Annotated in this window: 17 protein-coding genes; 9 read left to right on the top strand and 8 right to left on the bottom strand. The window is 74.2% G+C overall.

The annotated features are described in order from the left end of the window. Window positions 1-108: 108 nt before the first annotated feature. A complete protein-coding gene (locus tag ABZ883_RS01615) occupies window positions 109-1,089 on the top strand; it encodes a hydroxyacid dehydrogenase (RefSeq protein WP_360899689.1) in 981 nt (326 codons plus the stop codon). Between the two features lie 18 nt (window positions 1,090-1,107). Here ABZ883_RS01615 and ABZ883_RS01620 read toward each other — a convergent pair whose 3' ends face one another. From ABZ883_RS01620 to ABZ883_RS01640, 5 genes are all read right to left on the bottom strand, one after another. Beyond that, a complete protein-coding gene (locus ABZ883_RS01620; RefSeq protein ID WP_360899692.1) occupies window positions 1,108-2,409 on the bottom strand; it encodes an alpha-L-fucosidase in 1,302 nt (433 codons plus the stop codon). 135 nt (window positions 2,410-2,544) lie between these two features. Then, a complete protein-coding gene (locus ABZ883_RS01625) occupies window positions 2,545-3,471 on the bottom strand; it encodes a carbohydrate ABC transporter permease (RefSeq protein WP_360899695.1) in 927 nt (308 codons plus the stop codon). Then, window positions 3,468-4,817 carry an ABC transporter permease subunit gene (locus ABZ883_RS01630; RefSeq protein ID WP_360899698.1) on the bottom strand — a complete coding sequence of 450 codons (1,350 nt, stop codon included), beginning with the start codon at window positions 4,815-4,817 and terminating at the stop codon, window positions 3,468-3,470. Before ABZ883_RS01630 ends, ABZ883_RS01625 begins: the two co-directional genes overlap by 4 nt. Window positions 4,818-4,826: 9 nt before the next feature. Then, on the bottom strand, window positions 4,827-6,164 hold the full coding sequence (locus ABZ883_RS01635; protein ID WP_360899701.1) for an ABC transporter substrate-binding protein: 1,338 nt from the start codon (window positions 6,162-6,164) through the stop codon (window positions 4,827-4,829). A gap of 219 nt (window positions 6,165-6,383) precedes the next feature. Continuing rightward, complete coding sequence (locus ABZ883_RS01640; RefSeq protein ID WP_360899704.1) at window positions 6,384-7,661, bottom strand: ABC transporter substrate-binding protein; 1,278 nt, start codon at window positions 7,659-7,661, stop codon at window positions 6,384-6,386. A 170-nt stretch (window positions 7,662-7,831) separates the two neighbouring features. Between ABZ883_RS01640 and ABZ883_RS01645 the strand changes: the two genes are divergently transcribed. From ABZ883_RS01645 to ABZ883_RS01665, 5 genes are all read left to right on the top strand, one after another. Next, complete coding sequence (locus ABZ883_RS01645) at window positions 7,832-8,338, top strand: PadR family transcriptional regulator (RefSeq protein ID WP_360899707.1); 507 nt, start codon at window positions 7,832-7,834, stop codon at window positions 8,336-8,338. Beyond that, window positions 8,335-9,111: an ABC transporter ATP-binding protein gene (locus tag ABZ883_RS01650; RefSeq protein WP_360899710.1), complete on the top strand. Its 777-nt coding sequence runs from the start codon at window positions 8,335-8,337 to the stop codon at window positions 9,109-9,111. The genes ABZ883_RS01645 and ABZ883_RS01650 overlap by 4 nt, the downstream gene beginning before the upstream one ends. 5 nt (window positions 9,112-9,116) lie before the next feature. Continuing rightward, the gene (locus tag ABZ883_RS01655; RefSeq protein WP_360899713.1) at window positions 9,117-11,426 is read left to right on the top strand and encodes an FtsX-like permease family protein; all 2,310 of its coding nucleotides are present in this window, start codon (window positions 9,117-9,119) and stop codon (window positions 11,424-11,426) included. 186 nt (window positions 11,427-11,612) lie between these two features. Then, complete coding sequence (locus ABZ883_RS01660) at window positions 11,613-12,698, top strand: S-(hydroxymethyl)mycothiol dehydrogenase (protein ID WP_360899716.1); 1,086 nt, start codon at window positions 11,613-11,615, stop codon at window positions 12,696-12,698. Next, window positions 12,698-13,327, top strand: a complete 630-nt coding sequence (locus ABZ883_RS01665; protein WP_360899719.1) for an MBL fold metallo-hydrolase — start codon at window positions 12,698-12,700, stop codon at window positions 13,325-13,327. The genes ABZ883_RS01660 and ABZ883_RS01665 overlap by 1 nt, the downstream gene beginning before the upstream one ends. A gap of 61 nt (window positions 13,328-13,388) precedes the next feature. On the opposite strand, the gene ABZ883_RS01670 is transcribed toward ABZ883_RS01665, so the two are convergent. Continuing rightward, on the bottom strand, window positions 13,389-14,333 hold the full coding sequence (locus ABZ883_RS01670) for a D-2-hydroxyacid dehydrogenase family protein (RefSeq protein ID WP_360899722.1): 945 nt from the start codon (window positions 14,331-14,333) through the stop codon (window positions 13,389-13,391). A 126-nt stretch (window positions 14,334-14,459) separates the two neighbouring features. After that, window positions 14,460-17,408 (bottom strand): SpoIIE family protein phosphatase, encoded by a 2,949-nt coding sequence (locus ABZ883_RS01675; RefSeq protein ID WP_360899725.1) that lies wholly within the window; start codon window positions 17,406-17,408, stop codon window positions 14,460-14,462. Between the two features lie 158 nt (window positions 17,409-17,566). Between ABZ883_RS01675 and ABZ883_RS01680 the strand changes: the two genes are divergently transcribed. The 3 genes from ABZ883_RS01680 to ABZ883_RS01690 all read left to right on the top strand — a co-directional run bounded on the left by ABZ883_RS01680 (window position 17,567) and on the right by ABZ883_RS01690 (window position 19,847). Continuing rightward, entirely contained in the window at window positions 17,567-18,016 is a 450-nt protein-coding gene (locus ABZ883_RS01680) for an Rrf2 family transcriptional regulator (protein ID WP_360899728.1), read from the top strand. A 95-nt stretch (window positions 18,017-18,111) separates the two neighbouring features. Further along, window positions 18,112-19,311 (top strand): globin domain-containing protein, encoded by a 1,200-nt coding sequence (locus ABZ883_RS01685; RefSeq protein ID WP_360899731.1) that lies wholly within the window; start codon window positions 18,112-18,114, stop codon window positions 19,309-19,311. A gap of 17 nt (window positions 19,312-19,328) precedes the next feature. Beyond that, window positions 19,329-19,847 (top strand): NUDIX domain-containing protein, encoded by a 519-nt coding sequence (locus tag ABZ883_RS01690; protein WP_360899734.1) that lies wholly within the window; start codon window positions 19,329-19,331, stop codon window positions 19,845-19,847. Between the two features lie 554 nt (window positions 19,848-20,401). Here ABZ883_RS01690 and ABZ883_RS01695 read toward each other — a convergent pair. Further along, window positions 20,402-22,231 carry an AMP-dependent synthetase/ligase gene (locus ABZ883_RS01695; protein WP_360899737.1) on the bottom strand — a complete coding sequence of 610 codons (1,830 nt, stop codon included), beginning with the start codon at window positions 22,229-22,231 and terminating at the stop codon, window positions 20,402-20,404. Window positions 22,232-22,280 lie beyond the last annotated feature (49 nt).

Raw genomic sequence — 22,280 nt, forward strand, 5'->3', positions numbered from 1 at the left:
CTTCGCCCGGCGGCCCGCGAAGGATGGCGGTCGCTCGCCTTGTCCGCCTGCCCGCCCCGGCCTCAGGACGGTCCCCTCGTGCAGCCTGCCCCCCGTACCGTCCTGGCGATGAGCGCGCGCACCCGCGACGCCGTGTTCGACGCGGGCGCCCTGGAACGGCTGGCGCGCGTCGCGCGCTTCGAACCCGGCCTCCTCGTCGAGGACTTCGCCGCGCCGGGCGCGCGGGAGGCGCTGGCCGCGGCGGAGGTGCTGCTCACCGGGTGGGGCTGCCCGCCGCTGGACGAGGCGGCCCTCGCCCGGATGCCCCGGCTGCGGCTGGTCGCGCACGCGGCCGGTACCGTCAAGCAGCACGTCACCGACGCCGTGTGGCGGCGCGGCGTGCTCGTCTCGACCGCGGCCGCGGCCAACGCGCTGCCGGTCGCGGAGTACACCGTCGCGGCGGTGCTCCTGTCCAACAAGCGGGTGCTGGACACGGCGGGCGCCTTCCGCCGGGCGCGGGGCGACATCGGGGCGTTCGAGGCACTCGCCGGGGCGGGCAACTACCGTCGCACGGTGGGCGTGGTCGGCGCCTCCCGGGTCGGCCGGCGGGTCCTGGAACTGCTGCGCCCGTACGACCTGCGACTGCTGCTCCACGACCCGTACCTGGATCCGGCCGCGGCGGCGGGGCTGGGCGCGGAGTGGGCCGGTCTCGACCATCTGTGCCGCGCCAGCGACGTGGTGAGCATCCACGCCCCCGAACTGCCCGCGACACGGCACCTGTTCGACGCCGCGCGGCTCGCGCTGCTCCGGGACGGCGCGACCCTGGTGAACACCGCGCGCGGTTCGCTGGTCGACACCGCCGCGCTGACCGCCGAGCTGGTCGCCGGGCGCCTGCACGCCGTCCTCGACGTCACCGACCCCGAGCCGCTGCCGGCCGATTCCCCGCTGTGGGACCTGCCCAATGTGCTGCTCACCCCGCACGTCGCGGGCTCGCTCGGCACCGAGCTGACCCGGCTGGCCGACACGGCGACCGCCGAGATCGAGCGTTTCGCCCGCGGTCTGCCCCTGGCCCACCCCGTACGGGCCGAGGACCTCGACCGCTCGGCGTGACCCGCCGGGGCCCGTGGGTCAGGAGCGGCCGGTGCCGCGGTACAGGTCGAGTTCGCCGTCGAGTTCGACCGCCAGCACCGTGGCGTGGCGGTCCACGTCCCCGGCGGGCGGGGCGTCGATCCAGGTGACGCCGGGCACCTCGTGCAGCCCGCCGGTGACGTCGTGGCCCAGCTCGGTGCCGGTGCCGACCACCGAGACGCGGCGGACGCGGTTGCGCAGGCCCCGCACCGACACGGCTTCCCGAGGGGCGTCGAAGCAGACCAGGTAGAGGGTGCGGCGGTCCGCGGACAGGGTGCTGGGGCCGTAGTGGTGGCCGGGCGGCAGTCCGGCCACCGTGCCGTGGACGGCGTCGGAGTGCGCGCGGATCCAGGCCCCGAGGCCCTCCAGGCGTGCGGTCTGCTCGGGCGTGATGGTGCCGTCCTCGCGGGGGCCGACGTCCAGCAGCAGGTTGCCGCCCGCGCCGATGGTCTCGGTGAAGTAGCGGACCAGCCGGGACACCGACTTGTGGTGGTGGTCCCCGTGCTGGAACCCCCAGGAGTCGTTCACCGTCAGGCACAGCTCCCACGGCCCCGGCGGCGGCTCGACCGGGATGCCCTGCTCGGGGGTGGCGTAGTCGCCGTGGCTCAGCATCCGGGCGTTGAGCACGGTCTCCGGGTTCCCGGCCAGGATCGCGGCGGCGAGCGCGTCCAGGCCCCACTGCTCCTCGCTGCGCTCCCACTCGCCGTCGAACCACAGCAGGTCGGGGCGGAACCGGGTGACGAGCTCGGCCACTTGGGCGTCCCGGTAGGCGAGGTAGCGCTGCCAGGCCGCCGGGTCCTGCCGGCCGTCCGCGGGGACGACCCAGCGGCTGGTGGACACGTCCGGCATCGGGGGTTGCGGATGCACCACGCTGGCGTAGTCGGGGTGGTTCCAGTCGGAGTGCGAGTAGTACAGGCCGACCTTCAGCCCCTCCTCGCGCAGTGCCTGCGCGTACGGGCCGATCAGGTCGCGTCCGGCCGGGGTGCGGCGTGCCACCGACAGGTCGCCCTGGGCCGTGTCCCACAGGGCCACACCGTCGTGGTGGCGGGCGGTGAGGACGGCGTACCGGGCGCCCGCGCGGGCGAACAGCCGGGCCCAGGACCGGGGGGCGTAGCGGGCGGCGGTGAAGCCGTCGAGCTGGCGCATGTACTGCTCGTGGCTGACCTGCCCGGTGTAGAACGACCACGACTCGGGGACGCCGTCGACCGCGTAGATCCCGTAGTGGACGAAGATGCCGAGCTTGGCGTCGGCGAACCAGGGCTGCATGGGCATGGGGCGGGTCCTTGCCGGTCGGGGACGCACGGGAGGGCCGGGGCGGCGCAGACGTCGGAGGGATCCGGCCTGCCGGGCCGACTCTAAAGTGGTATGGACCACCTGGCAAGCAAGTCCTCCGATGTCTGCGCCGCCCCGGCCCCTCGGCCGTGTTCGCGCGCGGCGTCACTTCACCGAACCGGCCATGACCCCCTCCACGAAGTGCCGTTGGAAGGCGAAGAAGACCGCCAGCGGCACGATCAGCGACAGGAAGGCGCCCGGCGCCAGCACGTCGATGTTGGAGCCGAACTGCCGCATCTGCGACTGGAGGGCGACGGTGAGCGGCTGTGCACCGCTGTCCGCGAAGATCAGCGCGACGAGCATGTCGTTCCAGACCCAGAGGAACTGGAAGATGGCCAGGCTCGCGATCGCCGGACGCCCCACCGGCAGCACGAGTCTGCGGAAGATCGTCCACTCGGTGCCGCCGTCCATCCGCGCCGCCTCCAGCATCTCGCGCGGGATCTCGGCGAAGTAGTTGCGCAGCAGGAAGATCGCGAACGGCAGTCCGTACGCCACGTGGAAGAGGACCACGCCGGCGGTCGTCCCGAACAGGCCGACCGCCCCGAAGAGCCGGGCGACCGGCACCAGGCCGATCTGCACCGGCACGACGAGCATGCCGACGACGACCAGGAACACCCAGTCCCGCCCCGGGAACTCCAGCCAGGCGAAGGCGTATCCGGCGAGCGCGGCGAGCACCACGACCGCCGCGGTCGCGGGCACCGAGATCAGCACGGTGTTCCAGAACGCCTGGGTGATGCTGCTGTCGCCGAGGATGGCCGTGTAGTTGCCGAACCCGAGCGACCCCGGGTGCAGCAGTCCGGTCCACCAGCCGGACGCGGAGGTGTCGTCGGTGTCGCGCAGCGAGGAGACGAACAGCCCGGCGGTCGGGGTGAGCCAGATCAGGGCGACGACGGTCAGCAGCGCCTGGACCAGCCCGCCGCGCAGCCAGGACGCGATCCGGCGGGCGGCGGAGGTCCGGCCGGGGCCGCCGCCGGACCGGGCGGCAGGGGTGCGGGGCGGGGCGGGCCGCGGCGCGGCGCTCTGCACGGTCATCGCGAACTCCTGCGGAAGCGTCGGATGTTGAGGGCCATCGCGGGGAGCACGAGCAGCAGCAGGACGACGCCGATCGCGCTGCCCAGGCCCTGGTTGTTGCCGCCGCCGAAGGAGACCAGCCACATCTGGAGGGCGAGCACGTTGGCGTCCTCCTGCACCGGGCCCGGGGCGATGATGTAGACGAGGTCGAAGACCTTCATCACGTTGATCACGAGCGTCACGAAGACCACGCCCAGCACGGGGGCGAGCAGCGGGACCGTGATGCGGCGGAAGATCTGCCACTCGTTCGCGCCGTCCATCCGCGCCGCCTCCAGGGTCTCGCGGGGCAGCGAGGACAGGCCGGCGCCGATCAGCACCATCGAGAAGCCGGTCCAGATCCACAGGTAGGCGCCGATGATCGCCGGGGTGATCAGCGTCGGGCCGAGCCAGGAGACGCCGTCGTACGGGGGCGCGAAGTTGCGCGCCGGGAGGCGCACCTCGCCGCCGCCGGCCGCGTCGGTGAAGCGGAAGGAGCCGTCGTCGGCGGTGGTGGTCGTGGCGACGACCCCGCCGTCCTTCATCAGCTCGACCGCCATGTGCGGCAGGCCCTTCTCCTGCGGGTCGACCTTGCCCGGTGTGCCGCCGCCGCCCGGGACGAAGTCCAGGTAGACCACGCCGGTCACCTCGCCGTCGCGCGCGGGCGCCGGGGCGGCCGGACGGGCCCCGCCGGGCAGCGACTGCGGCGGCAGGCCGACCAGGCCGAGCGTGACGGTCGTGCCGGCCTCCGCGGGCCGCACGGTCCGGAAACCGCCGTCGGAGGCCGTGAGCACGTCGTTGCCGCGCGGCCGGGCGCCGGGGTACGCCGAGGCGTCCGTGAAGGAGTCGTGGATCGCCACCGCCGCGGCGTTGAGGACGCCGCGCTGCGGGTCCTGGTCGTACACGAGGCGGAAGGTGATGCCGGCGGCGAGGAAGGAGACCGCCATCGGCATGAAGATCAGCAGCTTGAACGCGGTGGCCCAGCGGATCCGCTCGGTGAGCACGGCCAGGACCAGGCCCACGCCGGTGAGCAGCGCCGGGGCGACCACGACCCAGATCGCGGTGTTGCGGATCGCCTTGAGCGTGGCCGGATCGGTGAACATCTCCTGGTAGTTGGAGAGTCCCACGAAGCGGTCGCCGCTCGCGTCGAAGAGGCTGCGGCCGACCGAGAAGAGGATGGGGTAGCCGACGAGGGCGCCGAGCAGCGCCAGCGCCGGCAGCGCGAAGACGACCGCGACGGCCTTGGCCCGGCGCGAGCGGCGCCGTACGGCCGGCGGGGGGGTGCCGCCCGCCGGGGCGGACGGCACCTTGCGGGTGAGCGCGGTGGACATGACGGGACCTCAGCCCTGGTAGGCCTTGGCGGCCGCGGCCTCGAGCTTCGCCGCGGTGGCCTTGGGGTCCTTCGGGTCGGCCAGGAAGTCCTGGAGGATCTTCCACTCGCCCTTGCCGGGCGTGCCGCCGAAGGCGGGAGGGGTCTGGTCCGACATGTCGAAGCGCACCGTGTCCCCGGCGCCGACGAGGGACTTGGCCGTCTCGCGCGTGGTGTCGTCGGCGTAGGCGGCCGGATCGAGCTTCTGGTTGGGCGACAGGTAGCCGCCCGCCTTGGCCCAGATCGCCGCGGCCTCGGGGGTCGCCAGGTACTCCAGCAGCTTCATCCCGGCCTTGGTGTTCTTGCCCGACTTCAGCGCCACCGCGGCGTCGCCGCCGCCGACCACCGGCGCGGGACCGCCGTCGACGGAGGGGAACGGGAAGAACTTGGCGTCCTCGCCGACCGTGCGGCCGAGGTCGCCGGAGACGACGCCGCCGACGAAGTCGCCCTCGTAGACCATGCCCGCCTTCTGGGTCTTGCCGAAGACCTGGGCGACGGAGTCGGGGAAGCTGGTGGCCAGGGCGCCCTTGCGGCCGCCCGCGATGAGGTCGTCCTTGCCGAACACCTTCGCCAGGGTGCCGAGCGCCTTGACCACGGTCGGGTCGGTCCACGGGATCTGATGCTGAGTCAGCTTGTCGTAGTTCTCCGGGCCCGCCTGCGAGAGGTAGACGTTCTCGAACCAGTCGGTGAGCGTCCAGCCGTCCGAGCCGCCCACGGCGAAGGCCGGCAGGCCCGAGTCGGAGATCGCGCCGGCGGCGTCCAGCAGCTCCTGGAAGGTCTTCGGCGGCTGCACGCCGGCGGTGTCGAGCGCCTGCGGGCTGTACCAGACGGTCGACTTGTCGGAGGCCTTGAAGTACAGGCCGTAGTAGGTGCCGTCGACGGTGCCGAACGTCTGCCAGACCTTGGCGAAGTTCTGCTCCGCGGCGCTCTTCACGGCCGGGGACAGCGGCAGCAGCCAGCCCTTGCCCGCGAACTGCTGGACCACGCCGGGCTGCGGGGCCATGGCGACGTCGGGCGAGTCGCCGCCCTCGATCTTGCTGCCCAGCACCGTGGCGAAGTTGTCGCCGGTGGACACGTAGGCGGTCTTCGCCCCGGTCTTCGCGGTGAAGCCGTCCAGGACCTTCTGGAAGTTCTCCTGCTCGGTGCCGGTCCAGACGGCGGCGACGGTCACCGTCTGGCCCTTGAGCTCCTGACCGCCCGAACCCTTGCCGGCGGCGGAGTCGGAGGCGGCCTTTGTGTCGCCGCCGCAGGCGGTGGTCGCGAGGGCCAGACCGCACAGGGCGGTGGCCGCGACGAGCGTGCGCTTCATCGGGACGGTGTCCTCTCCTCGGTGGAACGGCGCGTGAACGGACACGGCACGCCGCGTCAACAGGCCGGTTATGCATTCATGTTAGGTATCTGTTTCCGGGAGGTGTCAATGGAGCTGCCGAAAGCGGCGTGCACTGAGCGGGTTTGTCAGGGAAGATGCCGGGCGTGCAGCAGGAGTGGCTACGCCTCACTACCTAACATGTAACTATGGAGAGGGGGTTCAGCCGCCCCGAACGATCTCCCGCAGCTCGCGGTCCAGCCGCGCCACCGCCTGCCCCGGCGTCGTGTGCTGCGCCAGCGCGTCCCGGCTCACCGCCGCGACCGCCAGGCTCACCTGCTCGTAACGCGCGCTCTTCGGGCGCGGCTTGGCCGCCCGCACGCTCTGCTCCAGCACCGGCAGGTACGGATAGCGGCGCACCAGCACCGGGTCCCGGTACAGGTCCGCCCACACCGGCGGCAGCGAACCCTCGGTGAGCACCTGGCGCTGCACGGACTCACCCGTCATGTACGCCATCAGATCGGCCGCCGTGCGCGGATGCCGCGCGTGGGTGCTCACCGCGAGATTGGACCCGCCGAGCACACTGGAGCCCGGACCGCCGGGGCCCGGCAGCGGCACCGCGCCGAACCGGCCGGCCACCTTCGAGTCCGGGCCCGACGCCAGGTCGTACACGTACGGCCAGTTGCGCAGGAAGAGCAACTCGCCGTCCTGGAAGGCCCGCCGGGACTCCTCCTCCTTGAACCACAGGGCCGCGCGCGGGATCCAGCCCTCGCGCACCCCCCGTACGAGGAAGTCCAGCCCCTCACGCGCCGCCGCCGAGTCGACGGTGACACGGGTGCCCTCGCCGCCGAGGATGCCGCCGCCCGCCGACTGCACGGCCTCGGTGACATTGACCGTCAGCCCCTCGTACGGCAGGAACTGCCCGGCGTAGCCGCCGATCCGGTACTTCGGCGCGAGCGTTTTTGCCTCTTCCTCCAACTGCGCCCAGGTGCGCGGCGGGGCCAGGTGCTCCCGGTCGAGGATGTCCTTGCGGTAGTACAGCAGTCCGGCGTTGGTCACGTACGGCACCGCGTAGAGCCTGCCGTGGAAGGTCGCGGTGTCCACGACCGAGGGCAGCAGCCGGTCCAGCGGCAGCCCCCGCGGGTCGACCGGCGCGATCCAGCCCGCCCCCGCGAACTCCGAGGTCCACGCCACGTCGATGTTGAGCACGTCGAAGCGGTCGCTGCCGGACCGCAGGCTGTCCGCCATCTGCGCGTGCACCTCGTCGGCGGCCTCCGGCAGCTCCACCAGGGTGGCCCGCTCCAGCGGGTGGGCGCGGTTCCAGCCGTCCAGGACGTGCTGCAGGTACCCGGTCAGGTCCCGGCCGGTGGCCAGCGTCACCGGCCCGCGGCCGCCCTCGCCGGGCGGCCCGTCGGCGGCACGCGCGCCCGCGCCCCCGTACCCGGTCGCCAGCAGCGCGGCGACGAGCAGCGTTCTTCCCGCGGCCCGCGCCCAGCGCATCCGATCCTCCAGGTCCCGCCCCGGTGCGACGTCGTCGTCGTCCGAAGGGCCATGTATACCTGTTGGACATGCGCGATACTAGCCATTGCGGCAATATGGCCTGCTCGACGACGGGCCGGGGCAACTGCGGCCCCTAACAGGCAGGTAGCCGGGGAGGAGGCGGGACGAGCGTGCGCCTTCCCCTCATGGCACTGCTCGCCAAGGGGCCCGCCCACGGCTACGAGCTCAAGACCGAGCTCGAGAAGGTCTTCGGCGCCGCCTATCCCCAGCCGAACATCGGCCAGATCTACGTGACACTGGCCCGCCTGGAGAAGTCGGGACTGATCCGTGGCGAGGACGTCACGCAGTCCGGCCGGCCCAACAAGCGGATCTACGAACTCACCGACGCCGGGCGGGAGGCGGTCTCCGCCTGGTTCGAGGAGCCGTCCAGCGAGCCCCGGGTGCGCGACGAGTTCTTCATGAAGCTCGCCCTCGCCCCCGCCACGGGAATGGCCGACCAGGTCTCCCTGATCAACAAGCAGCGCCGCCACTACCTCAACCTGATGCGGGCCATGTCGCGGCTCGCCTCGGCGGAGGACCGGGACAACCGCATCGCGCAACTGCTCATCGAGGGCGCGACCCTGCATTTGCAGGCCGACCTCGACTGGCTGGAGCGCTGCCAGGAGGAGCTGGAATGAGACGGGCCGAACCGCCCCTCCCGCGGGCGTCCCACATGCTGCGGGTCGAGGGACTGGTCAAGACGCACCGCGTGGACGGCAACGAGGTCAGGGCGGTGCGCGGGGTGGACCTGGAGGTCCGGCCGGGCGAGTTCGTCGCCGTCACCGGGCCGTCGGGCGCGGGCAAGTCGACCCTGCTGCATCTGCTCGGCGGGCTGGAGCGGCCCGACCGCGGGCGGATATGGCTGGACGGGCAGCGGGTCGACCAGCTCAGCGAGGCGCGCTGGGCGGTGCTGCGGCGGCGCGGCGTCGGCATCGTCTTCCAGTTCTTCAACCTCGTCTCCACCCTCACCGTGGCCGACAACATCGAACTGCCCGCCCTGCTGGCCGGCCGCTCGCCGCGCCAGGTACGCGCCGCCCGGCAGGAGCTGCTGGCCGAACTCGGCCTGGAGGGCAAGGAGGACAGCACCCCCGCCGACCTCTCCGGCGGCGAGCAGCAGCGCGTCGCCCTCGCCCGTGCCCTGGTCAACCGCCCGGCGCTGCTGCTGGCCGACGAGCCCACCGGCAGCCTGGACAGCAGGGGCAGCCGGGAGGTGCTGCGGCTGCTCGCCCGCTGCCACGAACGCGGCCAGACCATCCTGCTGGTCACGCACGACGCCAAGGTGGCCAGCGCCGCGGACCGGGTGATCAGCCTCTTCGACGGCCGGATCGCCGACGACGTCGTCCTCGACGCCCCGTCGGCCGCCGCCCGTCCCTCCCGCGCCGCCGCCGACGTCGTGAAGCTGCAGGGCTGACCGCCGTGCGCGCCACCGTCCGCTGGGCCCTCGCCGATCTGCGCACGCACCGCGGGCAGGCCCTGTCCATCGTCCTGGCCACCACGGGGATCACCGTGGCGCTGCTGCTGTCGGTCGCGCTGCTGGTCTACGCGGCCAACCCCTGGCAGCGGATGTTCGCCGCCACGCAGGGCGCGCACGTGTGGCTGCGCACCGACGGCACGGCCACCGGCACCGCCGCGCTGTCCCGGCTGGACGGCGTGACCGGCGTCTCCGGCCCCTATCGCACGCTCACCGTCACCGCCCAGCACGGCCGGGAGAAGGCCGCCCTGGACCTGCGTGCCGCCGGCCCGACCCCGCCGGAGGTGGGCCGGCCGCTGCTGGACCGCGGCCGCTGGCTCGACGGCGGCGCCGGCGACGGCGTGGTGCTGGAACAGTCGGTGGCCACCGCGCTGTGGGCCGAGCCCGGGGACGAGATCACCGTCACCGGCGGCGGGCGGCGCGGGACCGTACGGGTGGTGGGCGTCGCGGAGACCGCCGAGCCGCACTACACGCCGGGCGACGGGCCGGGCACCGGCTGGGCCTCCTCCGCGCTGGTCGGCGCGCTCGGCCCGGGGGCCGGCCGCCCGGGGGAGACGGTCGGGCTGCGTCTCGCGGACCCCGCCGACACGGCCTTCGTCGTGCAACGGGCCGTCACCGCCGTGGGCTCGGACCATGTGCTGACAGTCTCCACCTGGCGCGAGGCGCGGGCCGACGCCGAGGGCGACAACCATCTTCTCGGGCTGCTGCTCGGGCTGTTCGGCCTCGCCGCGCTGCTGGCCGCGGCGATCGCGGTGACCGGCGGCATCGGCACCCGTGTGCTGGCCTACGTGCGCGACATCGCGGTGCTCAAGGCCGTCGGCTTCACCCCGGCGCAGGTCGTGCGGATGTTCCTGGTCCAGCACGCCGTGCTCGCCACGGCCGGGGTGCTGCTCGGCGCGGTGGCGGCGGAGACCCTGGCACCGGGCATGCCCGGCCCGATGGGCGAGGCGGTGGCCCTGTGGCAGGGGCTGCCGCAGCACACCTGGGCGCTGCCCGGCACGGCCGCGGCGACCGTGCTGGTCATCGCCCTGGCCACCGTGCTCGCCGCGTGGCGGGCCGGCCAGGTGCCGCCGATTCCCGCCGCGCGCGGAGCCGTTCCCGGGCGGCGGCGGATGTCGGGCGCGGCCAGGGCCGCGCTGCGGCTGCGCACCCCGCCCGCCCTCGTCCTGGGCTGCCGCGGGGTGCTGCACCGTCCGCTGCGCTCCGCGGTCGCGGTCGCCCGGCTCGCGCTGCCCGTACTGATGATCACCGTCGCGCTGGGCACCTGGGCCACCCTGGACCGCTTCGAACGCCACCCCGAACAGGTCGGCCAGGCCGGGGCGTTGACCGCCCGGCCGAACGGGCTGACCGACGCGGCCGCGCGCCGGCTGCTGGCCGCGGACCCGGCGGTCGGCGCCGTCCACCCGGGCGCCGAACTCACCGCGCTGGCGCCCGGCCAGTCGCAGTCCGTCACCCTGCGCGGCATCGGCACCGCCGCGGACCCCTACCCGTTCGCCGTCGTCGAGGGCCGCCGCCCCACCGGGCCGGACGAGGCCGTCGCCGGGCAGGGACTGCTCGACGCGCTCCACGCGGGCGTCGGCCAGTGGGTGCGGGTGACGGTCGGCGGGACCCCGCACATCCTGCACATCGTCGGGCGCAGCATCGAGACCGCGCACGGCGGACGGGTGATCTCGGCGCCGCTGGACGTGCTGCGCGCCCAGGACGACACGATCCGCCCGGAGTACTACAGCCTGGCCCTGCGGCCGGGCGCGGACCGGGCGTCGGTGCGCACCCGGCTGTCGGAGGTCTCGGGCGGCGCGCTGGAGGTCCGCGAGGTCGCCGGCCCCGGCGCCGAACTCTCCCCGGTGCGCGGGGTCGTCATCGGCCTGGTGACCGTGCTGGCGCTGATCGCGCTGGCCGAGCTCTCCACGGCGGTCGGCACCGGCATCCGCGACCACGCCCGCGACATGCGCGCCTACCGCGCGGTGGGCCTGACGCCCCAGCAGACCGTGGCGACGGTGGTGACGGGCATCGGGCTGACCGCGCTGACGGCCGCGGTCGTCGGCGTCACCGCCGGGGTGTACGCGTCGGACTGGCTGATCGACCTCCAGGGCCGCTCCAGCGGCGTCGGCGCGGGCATCGCCCAGTCGCCGCCGTGGACGGCGCTCCTGCTGGTCGGCTTCGTGTGCGTGACGGTCGCCGTGACGGCCGCGCTCCTCCCGGCCGCCCGCGCGGCGGGGGACCGGAGTGCGCGGCTGCTGCTGCACACCGGCTGAGGGGTGAACACCCCGCCGTGCGGGACCCGCCGGGAAGATCCCTGGTAAGAATGGACGCGGCCGGCCGGGCTGTGCGGTCCTTGACCGCCCTGTCCGCGGTCGCCGATGCTTGCGGTGCGATATGCGCGTTGTGTGCCGCGACGAGAAACGTCCGTCCCAGGATCAGCAGCAGCCGAGGAGTGCCCCATGGCCCACCAGGTCCGTGCCGTCGTCGCCCGGGAGAAGGGTTCCCCCGTCAGCCTGGAAACGATCGTCGTGCCCGACCCGGGGCCGGGCGAGGCGCTGGTCCGCGTCCAGGCGTGCGGGGTGTGCCACACCGACCTGCACTACCGCGAGGGCGGCATCAACGACGACTTCCCCTTCCTCCTCGGCCACGAGGCGGCCGGTGTCGTGGAGTCCGTCGGCGAGGGCGTGACCGACGTGGCGCCCGGCGACTTCGTCGTCCTCAACTGGCGCGCGGTGTGCGGCCAGTGCCGCGCCTGTCTGCGCGGCCGCCCCTGGTACTGCTTCAACACCCACAACGCGAAGCAGAAGATGACCCTGCTGGACGGCACCGAGCTGTCCCCGGCCCTGGGCATCGGCGCCTTCGCCGAGAAGACCCTGGTCCACGCGGGTCAGTGCACCAAGGTCGACCCGGCCGCCAGTCCGGCCGTCGCCGGACTGCTCGGCTGCGGGGTCATGGCCGGCTTCGGCGCCGCGATCAACACCGGCGCCGTCGGCCGCGGGGACAGCGTCGCCGTCATCGGCTGCGGCGGTGTCGGCGGTTCGGCCGTCATGGGCGCGCGGCTGGCGGGCGCGTCGAAGATCATCGCCGTCGACATCGACGCGCGGAAGCTGGAGACGGCCAGGAAGCTCGGGGCCACCCACACCGTCAACTCCCGGGAGACCGACCCGGTCGAGGCGATCCGCGAGCTGACCGGCGGCTTCGGCGCGGACGTCGTCATCGAGGCGGTCGGCCGCCCCGAGACGTACCAGCAGGCGTTCTACGCCCGCGACCTGGCCGGCACCGTCGTGCTGGTCGGCGTCCCCACCCCGGAGATGAAGCTGGAACTGCCGCTGCTCGACGTCTTCGGCCGCGGCGGCGCCCTGAAGTCGTCCTGGTACGGCGACTGCCTGCCCTCCCGCGACTTCCCCATGCTCATCGACCTGTACCAGCAGGGCCGGCTCGACCTGGCGGCCTTCGTCACCGAGACCATCGCCCTGGACGAGGTGGAGAAGGCGTTCGAGCGCATGCACGGCGGCGACGTCCTGCGTTCGGTGGTGGTCCTCTGATGGCCGCCCGCGTGGACCACCTCGTCACCTCCGGCACGTTCTCCCTCGACGGCGGCACCTGGGACGTCGACAACAACGTCTGGATCGTCGGCGACGACAGCGAGGCCATCGTCATCGACGCCGCCCACGACGCCGAGGCCATCGCCCGCGCGCTCGGCGGCCGGCGCCTGCTCGCCATCGTCAGCACCCATGCGCACAACGACCACATCGACGCGGCACCCGCCCTCGCGTCGCTGACCGGGGCACCGGTCCTGCTGCACGGCGACGACCTGCCGCTGTGGAAGCACACCCACCCCGACCGCGCCCCCGACGGCGAGTTGACGGACGGTCAGGAGATCGCGGTGGCCGGCACGAGCCTCACCGTCCTGCACACCCCGGGCCACGCCCCGGGCGCCGTCTGCCTGTACGCGCCCGCGCTCGGCACGGTCTTCACCGGTGACACCCTCTTCCAGGGCGGGCCGGGCGCCACCGGGCGGTCCTTCTCGGACTTCCCCACCATCGTCGACTCGATCCGCGACCGCCTGCTGACACTGCCGCCGGAGACGGTCGTCCGCACCGGGCACGGGGACAGCACGACGATCGGCGCCGAGGCACCGCATCTCGACGAGTGGATCGCCCGCGGGCACTGACCCGCACACGGCGGGGGAGGACCGGCCGCCGGTCCTCCCCCGAGCCGTGTCCCGCCGGACGTCAGGACGTCAGCACCCGCAGCGGCGCCCCGTCGCGGAAGGCCGCGATGTTCTCGGCGGCCTGCCGGTAGAAGACGTCGTACGTGGCCTCCGTGACATAGCCGAGGTGCGGGGTGAGCAGGGTGTTGCGCAGGGTGCGCAGCTCGTCCCGCGGGGGCAGCGGCTCGGTGTCGTAGACGTCCAGTGCCGCGCCCGCGATCCGGCCCTCGCGCAGCGCGGCGACCAGCGCGGCGGTGTCGACGAGCGGACCGCGGGAGGTGTTCACCAGCAGCGCGGACGGCTTCATCCGGGCCAGCTCCGCGGCACCGACCAGGCCCGTGCTGCGCTCGCTCAGCTTGTAGTGGACGGTGACGACGTCGGACGCCGAGAACAGCTCCGCCTTGTCCACCGCCACGGCGCCGTGCTCGGCCGCCCGGTCCGGGTCCAGGTGGGTGCTCCACGCCAGCACCCGCATGCCGAAGGCGCTGCCGATCGCCGCGACGCGCGCCCCGAGCCGGCCGAGGCCCACGACGCCGAGGGTGCGCCCGTACAGGTCCCCGCCGATGCTGTGCTGCCACTCGCCGCGCCGCATTCCGGCCGCCTCCTGGTGGATGTGCCGGGTGAGCGACAGGATCAGCCCCCACGTCAGCTCCGCCGTGGCGTGCGGGGGGCTGTCGGTGCCGCAGACCGTCACCCCGTGCCGCCGGGCCGCCTCCAGGTCGATGGACGCGTTGGCCATGCCCGTCGTCACCAGCAGCCGCAGCGCGGGCAGCGCCGCGAAGCGCTCGGCGGTGAACGGGGTGCGCTCCCGCATGGCCACCACGACGTCGAACCCGTCGAGCGCCGCGGCCAGCGCCTCGGTGGTGTCGAGGTGGTCCTGGCGGAAGACGACCTCCGCGCCCAGGGCCTTCCAGTCGGCGAAGCGGTGGGCCGCCCGCTGGTAGTCGTCCAGTACTGCGATGCGCATCGCTCGGCTCCTTGGCTCGGGACCGGTGCTGCGCCGGCCGGTTCTTGATCGCTGCCGCCGAGGGTAATCCGCCCGGTCGTGCCACCCGCCGACACCCCTGGCGGAGCGGGCACCGCAGAGCGCGGCTCACGGTTCGCGCAGCGCGTCCGGCCCCGGGATCGCCTGCTCGGTCCAGATGCTCTTCCCGTACGGGGTGTAGCGGGTGCCCCACCGCAGGCAGAGCGCGGCGACCAGCTGCAGCCCGCGGCCGCCCTCGTCGCTGGGGGCGGCGTGCCGGATGCGCGGGGTGGTGAGGCTGCCGTCCGACACCTCGCACACCAGGGACCGGCTGCGGATCAGCCGCAGCACCACCGGCCCGCGCGCGTGCCGGACGACGTTGCCGACCAGCTCGCTGGCGATCAGTTCCGTGGTGGTGACCAGGTCGTCCAGGCCCCACTGCTCCAGCTGCCGCCGTACGTGGTCGCGCGCCTCGCCGGCGGCGACCGGATCCTCGGGCAGCGACCACGAGGCCATGTCGCCGGGCGCCAGCGCGTGGGTGCAGGCGATCAGCAGCGCCGCGTCGTCGCCGGCGTGCTCCTTGCCGATGTCGAGCGCCGCGCAGACCTCCTCGCACAGCCGCTCCAGACGACCCACCTCCTCCCGCCGCTCGTCGTGCCGGCCGCCGCCGGAAGCGGCGGGCGCCCGGGCGAGGGCCCCGGTCAGGGCAGCGGCGAGCTCGGCCATGCCGGTGTCGATGTCCCGCCGCGAGGACTCGACCAAGCCGTCGGAGTACAGGGCGAGCACACTGCGGTCCGGTACCTCGAACTCCACGAGCGCGAAAGGCGGGGTGGCCGCCCCCAGCGGGGGGTCGGGCGGGCCGCCGACGAAGTGGACGGTGCCGTCGGGACGGACCAGCGCGGGCGGCGGATGGCCCGCCCGCGTCATGGCGCAGCGCCCCGCGGCGGGGTCGTACACGGCGTACAGGCAGGTTGCGTAGAAGTCGTCGCCGAGATCGCTGACCAGGTCGTTGAGGTGCGCCATCAGCTCGTCCGGCGGCAGTTCGAGACCCGCCAGGGTGTGCACGGCGGTACGCAGCCGGCCCATCGTGACGGCCTCGGAGATCCCGTGGCCCATGACGTCGCCGATGACCAGCGCGGCGCGGTCGGCGGAGAGCGGGATGACGTCGTACCAGTCGCCGCCGGCCGTCGTCCCCTCGGTGGCCGGCAGGTAGCGCGCGGCGGCGGTGACCGCGGGCAGCACCGGCAGCGTACGGGGGAGCAGGCCGCGCTGCAGTTCCTGGGCCCTGCCGTGCTCGGCGTCGTACAGCCGGGCGCGCTCCAGCGCCTGGGCGATCAGCCCGGCGAGCGCGGTGAGCAGGGTCCGTTCCTCCTCGGCGAAGGGACGCGGCTCGGAGAAGGAGACGACGCAGCAGCCGACCGGCTTGCCGGAGACGATCAGCGGCAGGAACGCCCAGGCGTGCTTCTGCGCCCACTCGCGCAGTTCGGCACGGGCCGGGTAGAGGGAGACGTACTCGCGGGCCGAGGTGATGTAGAGCGGCATCCGGCAGCGGAGGGCGTCGGCGCCGGGGGTTCCGGGGGCGAGCCGCTCCCGTCCGGTGCGCCGCAGGAGGTCCGGGGGGTAGCCCACGAAGCCGACGGCGTGCAGGAGGTCGCCCTCCAGGGTCTGCACGATCAGCCCGGTCGCGTCGAACAGCGGCAGCACGCGCTCGGCGACGGCGTGCACGACGTCGTTCACGGTCACCGCCTCGGCGAGCGCCGTGGTCAGCCGTCCGATGTGCGCGGCGCGGTCGGCGGCGGCCTGCGCGGCCTTGGCCCGCGCCTCCTCGGCCCGGCGCTGCTCGGACACGTCGGTGAGGTAGACGGTCAGGCCGTCGGGCACGGGCATCACCCGCACCCGGTACCTGCGGTGCGCGCCGTCCCAGGCGATGTCGCCGCTGACCGGGTGCCCGGACTCGGCGGCCTCCCGGCAGCGGGCCTCCAGTCCCGAGGGGCCGACCCCGGGCAGGTCCCACAGGATCCGGCCGCCGGTCCTGCCGTTGGCGCCGAGCAGGCGCTCGGCCTGGGCGTTGGCGAAGACGATCCGCCCGTCCGGGGCGAGGGCGAGGAAGCCGTCGCTCATGTGCCGCAGCGCGCGTCCCACGGTGTCCATCGCGACCCGGGTCTCGGTGCTGTCCCACAGCACCCCGCGCAGCAGCAGCGGCCTGCCGTCGTCGCCGTGCACGCTGCGCCCGCGCGCCTGGACCCAGCGGAAGCCGCCGTCGGGGCGCCGCACCCGGTACTCGGAGGCGTAGCCGCCGACCTCGCGGGCGGCGTCCTCGGCGTCGGCGATCACCCAGGGCAGGTCCTCGGGGTGGACGAGTTCCACCCAGGTCTCTATGCGCCCGTCGTACATGTCGGGGGACATCCCGAAGACGTGCTGGGCGGTGTCGTCGAGGAAGGCCTCGCCGGTGCGGACGTTCCACTCCCAGGTGCCCACGCCCACATCGGTGGCGGTGCCGGGGAGGCGGGTGCCGGGCCTGCGCTCGGCGAGTCGCCAGCGCTCGCGGGACTCGGCCGGTTCGGGACGTCCGAGCCGGTCGGCCACCCAGGCGGCGATCCGTTCGAGCAGTTCCCACTGGCCGTCGGTGGGCGGCTGATCGCCGGCCGTCACCACGGACAGCGCGCCGAGCGGGCCCTCGGGGCCGGGCAGCGGTACGGCCGCGACGCCGGAGCGGGGCGGGAGGGGGCCGGGGGTCACGGCGGTCGTGGGCAGCCACAGCCGGGTGTTCTCCGCGGTGGCCCGGCCGGGTGCGGTGCGGTCGTGGTCGGCGAGGTAGACCCAGCCGCGGGTCAGATTGCGGGGGAGCCCGATGCTGGTGGCCAGCCGCAGCGGGATCCCGCCGCGGGCCTTCCGCCCGCGCAGGTGCACCAGCCCGCCCAGCCCTGCCAGGGCGCCCACCGCCTGTTGCAGCCCCAGCCGCAGCGCATCGCGTTCGCCCTGATCGTCGCCCGTGGACAGGAGCAGCCGCAGCCTGTCCTCTCCGGGCTGCTCCGATGGCGCTCGCGGTTCCTGGGCGGAGGCTTCGTTCGGGATCATGCCCTCATTCCGTCGGATATTCCTCCGGAGGCCAACATAGCGCCGAGCGCGCGCGCCGTCAGTGCGAGGCCGCCGTGCGCGGCGGGGCTCGTGTGACGTGGGCCGCAGCAGGCCCGGTCTAACTTGAATCTCAGATGCGCATTATCTAGCCTCGACGTATGCGCCTCACCAAGTCCACCGACCTCGCGCTCCGCGCGGTGATGGCCCTCTCCGTCAAGGGTGAGCCGTCGACCGCGCGGGACGTCGCCGACGCGGTACGGGTCCCGTACTCGCACCTGGCCAAGGTCGTGGCCCGGCTCCAGCACCTCGGGATGGTCGAGACCCGGCGCGGCCGCGGCGGGGGCCTGACCCTCACCGCGGCCGGGCGTACGGCCTCGATCGGCGCCCTGGTGCGGGAGCTGGAGGGGGTCGGGGACGTGGTGGACTGCGAGGGGGAGGTGCCGTGCCCGCTGGCCGGCGCCTGCCGGCTGCGCGGGGCGCTGCGCCGCGCACAGGAGGCCTTCTACGCCTCCCTCGACCCGCTCACCGTCGAGGACCTGACGGCCGCGCCGACCGGGCCGCTCCTGGTCGGGCTGGTCGGGCGGGGTCCGTCCGGCCCCGGCGCCTGAGGCGGTCCGTTCCGCGATCCCTTCACCACCGCACCGAGGGCGGGCCTTCGCGCGCCCTTTAATGCGAATTTCAGATGCCTATTAAGGAGCCGTCCATGCTCAGCGAGAAGTCCGCCACGATTGTCCGCGCCACCCTGCCCGCCGTCGGCGCGGCGATCAACGAGATCTCCGAGCGCTTCTACGACCGGCTCTTCACCGCCCACCCCGAGCTGCTGCGCGACCTGTTCAACCGCGGCAACCAGGCCGACGGCACCCAGCGGCAGGCGCTCGCGGCGGCCATCGCCCACTTCGCCACCGCCCTCGTCGAGCACCCCGAGCAGCGGCCGGACGCCATGCTGGCCCGCATCGCGCACAAGCACGCCTCCCTCGGGATCAGCCCCGGCCAGTACGAGGTCGTCCACACGCACCTGTTCGCCGGCATCGCCGAGGTCCTGGGCGACGCCGTCACCGACGAGGTCGCGGCCGCCTGGGGCGAGGTCTACTGGCTCATGGCGAACGCCCTCATCGCCATCGAGGGGCGCCTGTACGCCGAGAAGGGCGTCCTCCTCGGCGACACCTGGCGGCCGTGGGACGTCGTCGAGCGCGTCCGCGAGACCGAGGACGTCGTCACCTTCCGGGTGCGCCCGGCCGACGGCCGCCCGCTGCCCGACTTCGGGCCCGGCCAGTACGTGTCCGTGCGCGTCGAACTCCCTGACGGCGCCCGCCAGATCCGCCAGTACAGCCTGTCCGGGGCCCCGGGCGAGGCCACCCGCCAGTTCAGCGTCAAGCGGGTGCGCGGAGACGCCGGCGACCCGGCGGGCGAGGTCTCCGGGCACCTCCACGACCACGTGGCCGAGGGCGCGCGGCTCGAACTGTCCGCCCCCTACGGCGATGTGGTCCTGCGCGACGAGGGCGCCCCGCTGCTGCTGGCGTCCGCCGGCATCGGCTGCACCCCGATGCTCGCGATGCTCCACCGGCTCGCCGGATCCGGCTACGAGGCGCCCGTCGCCGTCGTCCACGGCGACCGCTCGCCGGCCGACCACGCACTGGCCGACGACCACCGCGCCCTGACCGGCAAGCTGCCCCGGGGCAGCGCCCACTTCTGGTACGAGGACCTCCAGGGGGCCCCGTCCGGCGACCGGAGCGGCCGGGTGGACCTCGGCGACGTCCCGCTGCCCGACGGGCTCCAGGCATACCTCTGCGGCCCGCTGCCGTTCCTGCGCGCCGTCCGCACCCAGCTGCTGGAGCGCGGCGTGCCCGCCTCCGCCGTGCACTACGAGGTCTTCGGCCCCGACCTGTGGCTGGGCCGGGACTGACCGGCCAGACTGGTCGGATGACAGCAGCGGGGAAGGCCGGCGGCAAGGCGGTCAAACGCAGCGCGGGAATCCTGCTCTTCCGCGGCACCCCGGGCCCCGGGCCCGAGGTGCTGCTGGGGCACATGGGCGGCCCCTTCTGGGCGTCGAAGGACGCCGGGGGATGGACGATCCCCAAGGGCGAGTACGAGCCGGACGAGACCGCCGAGGCGGCCGCCCGGCGCGAGTTCCTGGAGGAGCTGGGCCTGCCCGTCCCGGACGGCGAGCTGCTGCCGCTGGGGGAGACCACCCAGCCCAACGGCAAGATCGTCACCATCTGGGCCCTGGAGGGCGACCTCGACACCGCCCTCGTCGTGCCCGGCACCTTCACCATGGAGTGGCCCCGGGGCTCGGGCAACGTCCGGGAGTTCCCCGAGGTCGACCGCGCCGAGTGGTTCCCCCTCGACGTGGCCGCCGACCGCATCATGCCCGCGCAGCGCACCTTCCTCGACCGGCTCCGCCGGCTCCTGCCGGGGGACGACGGCGCCGTCGCCACCTGAGCTCTGCCGGAGCGGTGTGCCGCGGGGCGGACAGCAGCCTCCCGGCAGGGATGCCGGGTCTTGACCGGCGTCGTCGGTTCCTCCCGGGGGACGGCCGGGCCGTCGTCATCTGAGCTCTGTCGGCCGCGGTGCGGCGACGCGGCGTGGGGGCGCCCGGGTCCGGGCGGTGCCGCGGGGAGGTGCCCTGCCGCCCGGAGGGCGGGTCCCGCGGGGTGGAGAGTCGTCCCCGTGGTCGGCGCGGTCGGGTTGCCCGGACGATGCGGCCGTGTCCCCCCAGCGCGGCCGGGGGCACTGCCCGGCAGGGGTGCCGGGTCTCGACCGGCGCCGCCGGTTCCTCACGGGGGACGGCCGGGCTGTCGTCACCTGAGCCCCGTCGGCCGCGGTGCGGCGCGGGGCGGACAGTCGTCGATGCGCCGACGCCGTGTCCCCCCGGCGCGGCCGGAGGAGGCGCGGGCCGGGGGCACTGCCCGGCAGGGGTGCCGGGTTTCGACCGGCGTCGCCGGTTCCTCACGGGGCGGACGCGCCTCCCGGCGGCGGCGCCGGGTCCGGGGGCGTCAAAGGTCCGCGCCCGGGCCGCCGTTGCCGCGCTGGGAGGAGTAGATCGACTCGATCTGCGCCGCGTACTCGCGCAGGATCGCCGCCCGGCGCAGCTTCAAGGACGGCGTCAGCAGTCCGTTGGGCACGGAGAACTCCTGCGGCAGTACCCGGAACGCCCGGATCGACTCGGCGCGCGAGACGGCGGCGTTGGCGACCGACACCGCGCGCTGGAGCTCGGCCCGCAGGTCGCGCTCGGCCATGTTCGCCCCGAATTGCGCGGCGTCCGGGTCGAGCGTGATCAGCGCGGCGATGAACGGGCGGTTGTCGCCGATGACGACGCACTGCGAGACGAACGGGTGCGCCCGCAGCCGCTCCTCCAGCACCAGCGGGGCGACGCTCTTGCCGCTGCTGGTGATGATGATGTCCTTCTTGCGCCCGGTGATCGTGAGGTAGCCGTCAGGGTCGAGCCGCCCCACGTCGCCGGTGGCCATCCAGCCGCCCAGCCGCCAGACGGCCTGGTTCGCCGCGGGGTTGGCGTGGTAGCCGGCGAAGACGGTGCTTCCGCGCACCAGCACCTCGCCGTCCGGGGCGATCCGCACGGCGCAGCCCGGCAGCGCGCGGCCCACCGTGCCGAAGCGCACCCGGCCCAGCGGCTGGGCGGTGACGGCCGCCGTCGTCTCGGTCAGCCCGTAGCCGTCGTAGATCGTCAGCCCCGCGCCCGCGAACAGCAGGGCCAGTTCGCGGCTGAGCGGGGAGCCGCCGGAGACGGTGTAGTGCACCCGGCCGCCCAGGATCTCGCGGATGCGGCCGTAGACCATGCGCTCGAAGGCCGAGTGCGCGGCCCGCAGCAGCGGACCGGGGCCGGGCCCGCCGTCCACGGCGTGCCGCTCCACGGCCTCGGCCCAGCGCACGGCGACGTCCGCGGCCCGGTCGAACAGCTGGGCCTTGCCGGCCCTCTCCGCGGCCCGGCGGGCCCCCTGGAGGACCTTCTCGAAGATGTACGGGACGGCCAGGACGATCGTCGGCCGGAAGGTCGCGAACGCCGGCAGCAAAGCACCCGGGGACAGGTCCGGCTGATGGCCCAGCAGCACCCCGCCGCGCAGCGCGCAGACCGAGATCATCAGGCCGTAGATGTGCGACATGGGGAGGAAGGCCAGGACCGACGGCCGCCGTCCGGGCGGCGCGAACAGGGAGCCGTAGCCCGCCAGCAGGGTGTCGCACTCGGCGGCCAGGTTGGCGTGCGTGATCAGGCAGCCCTTGGGCGGCCCGGTGGTGCCCGAGGTGTACGCCACGACCGCGACCGACTGCGGCTCCACCTCCCAGCGGCGCTGCTCCACCAGCACCGCGGGAACCGCCCCGCCCAGTTCCCCGAGCCGGCGCACGCAGTCGTCGTCGAGCTGCCAGATGCGGCGCAGCGTGGGCAGGGTGCCGATGACGGCGCCCACGGTCATGGCGTGGTCCTCGTGCTCCACCACGACGGCCACGGCCCCGGAGTCGGCGAGGATCCAGCGGACCTGCTCGGCCGACGACGTCGGGTAGACCGGCACGATCCGTGCGCCCACCGACCAGAGGGCGTAGGCGAACAGCGTCCACTCGTACCGGGTCCTGGCCATCACCGCGACCGGGTCGCCGAACCTGATCCCCTCGGCGAGCAGCCCCTTCGCCAGGTCGACCACCTCGTCGCGGAAGGCGGCCGCGGAGACCTCGTGCCAGACCTCGCCGTCCGGTTCGCCGCGCCGGGCGAGGGCGGACGCGCCGGGCCGCTTCCAGGCCGCCTCGTACACCGATTCCGCGAGTCCCCCCGACCGCAGCGGCTCCGCGAGGGGCGGAAGGCCGAATTCGCGCAAGGTGCCCCCTTCCCCGAGCCCGTGCCACGCCGCACCCGGATCCGGCGTG

Origin of the sequence: Streptomyces sp. NPDC046977 (assembly GCF_040644455.1) — a bacterium.
Lineage (GTDB): Bacteria > Actinomycetota > Actinomycetes > Streptomycetales > Streptomycetaceae > Actinacidiphila.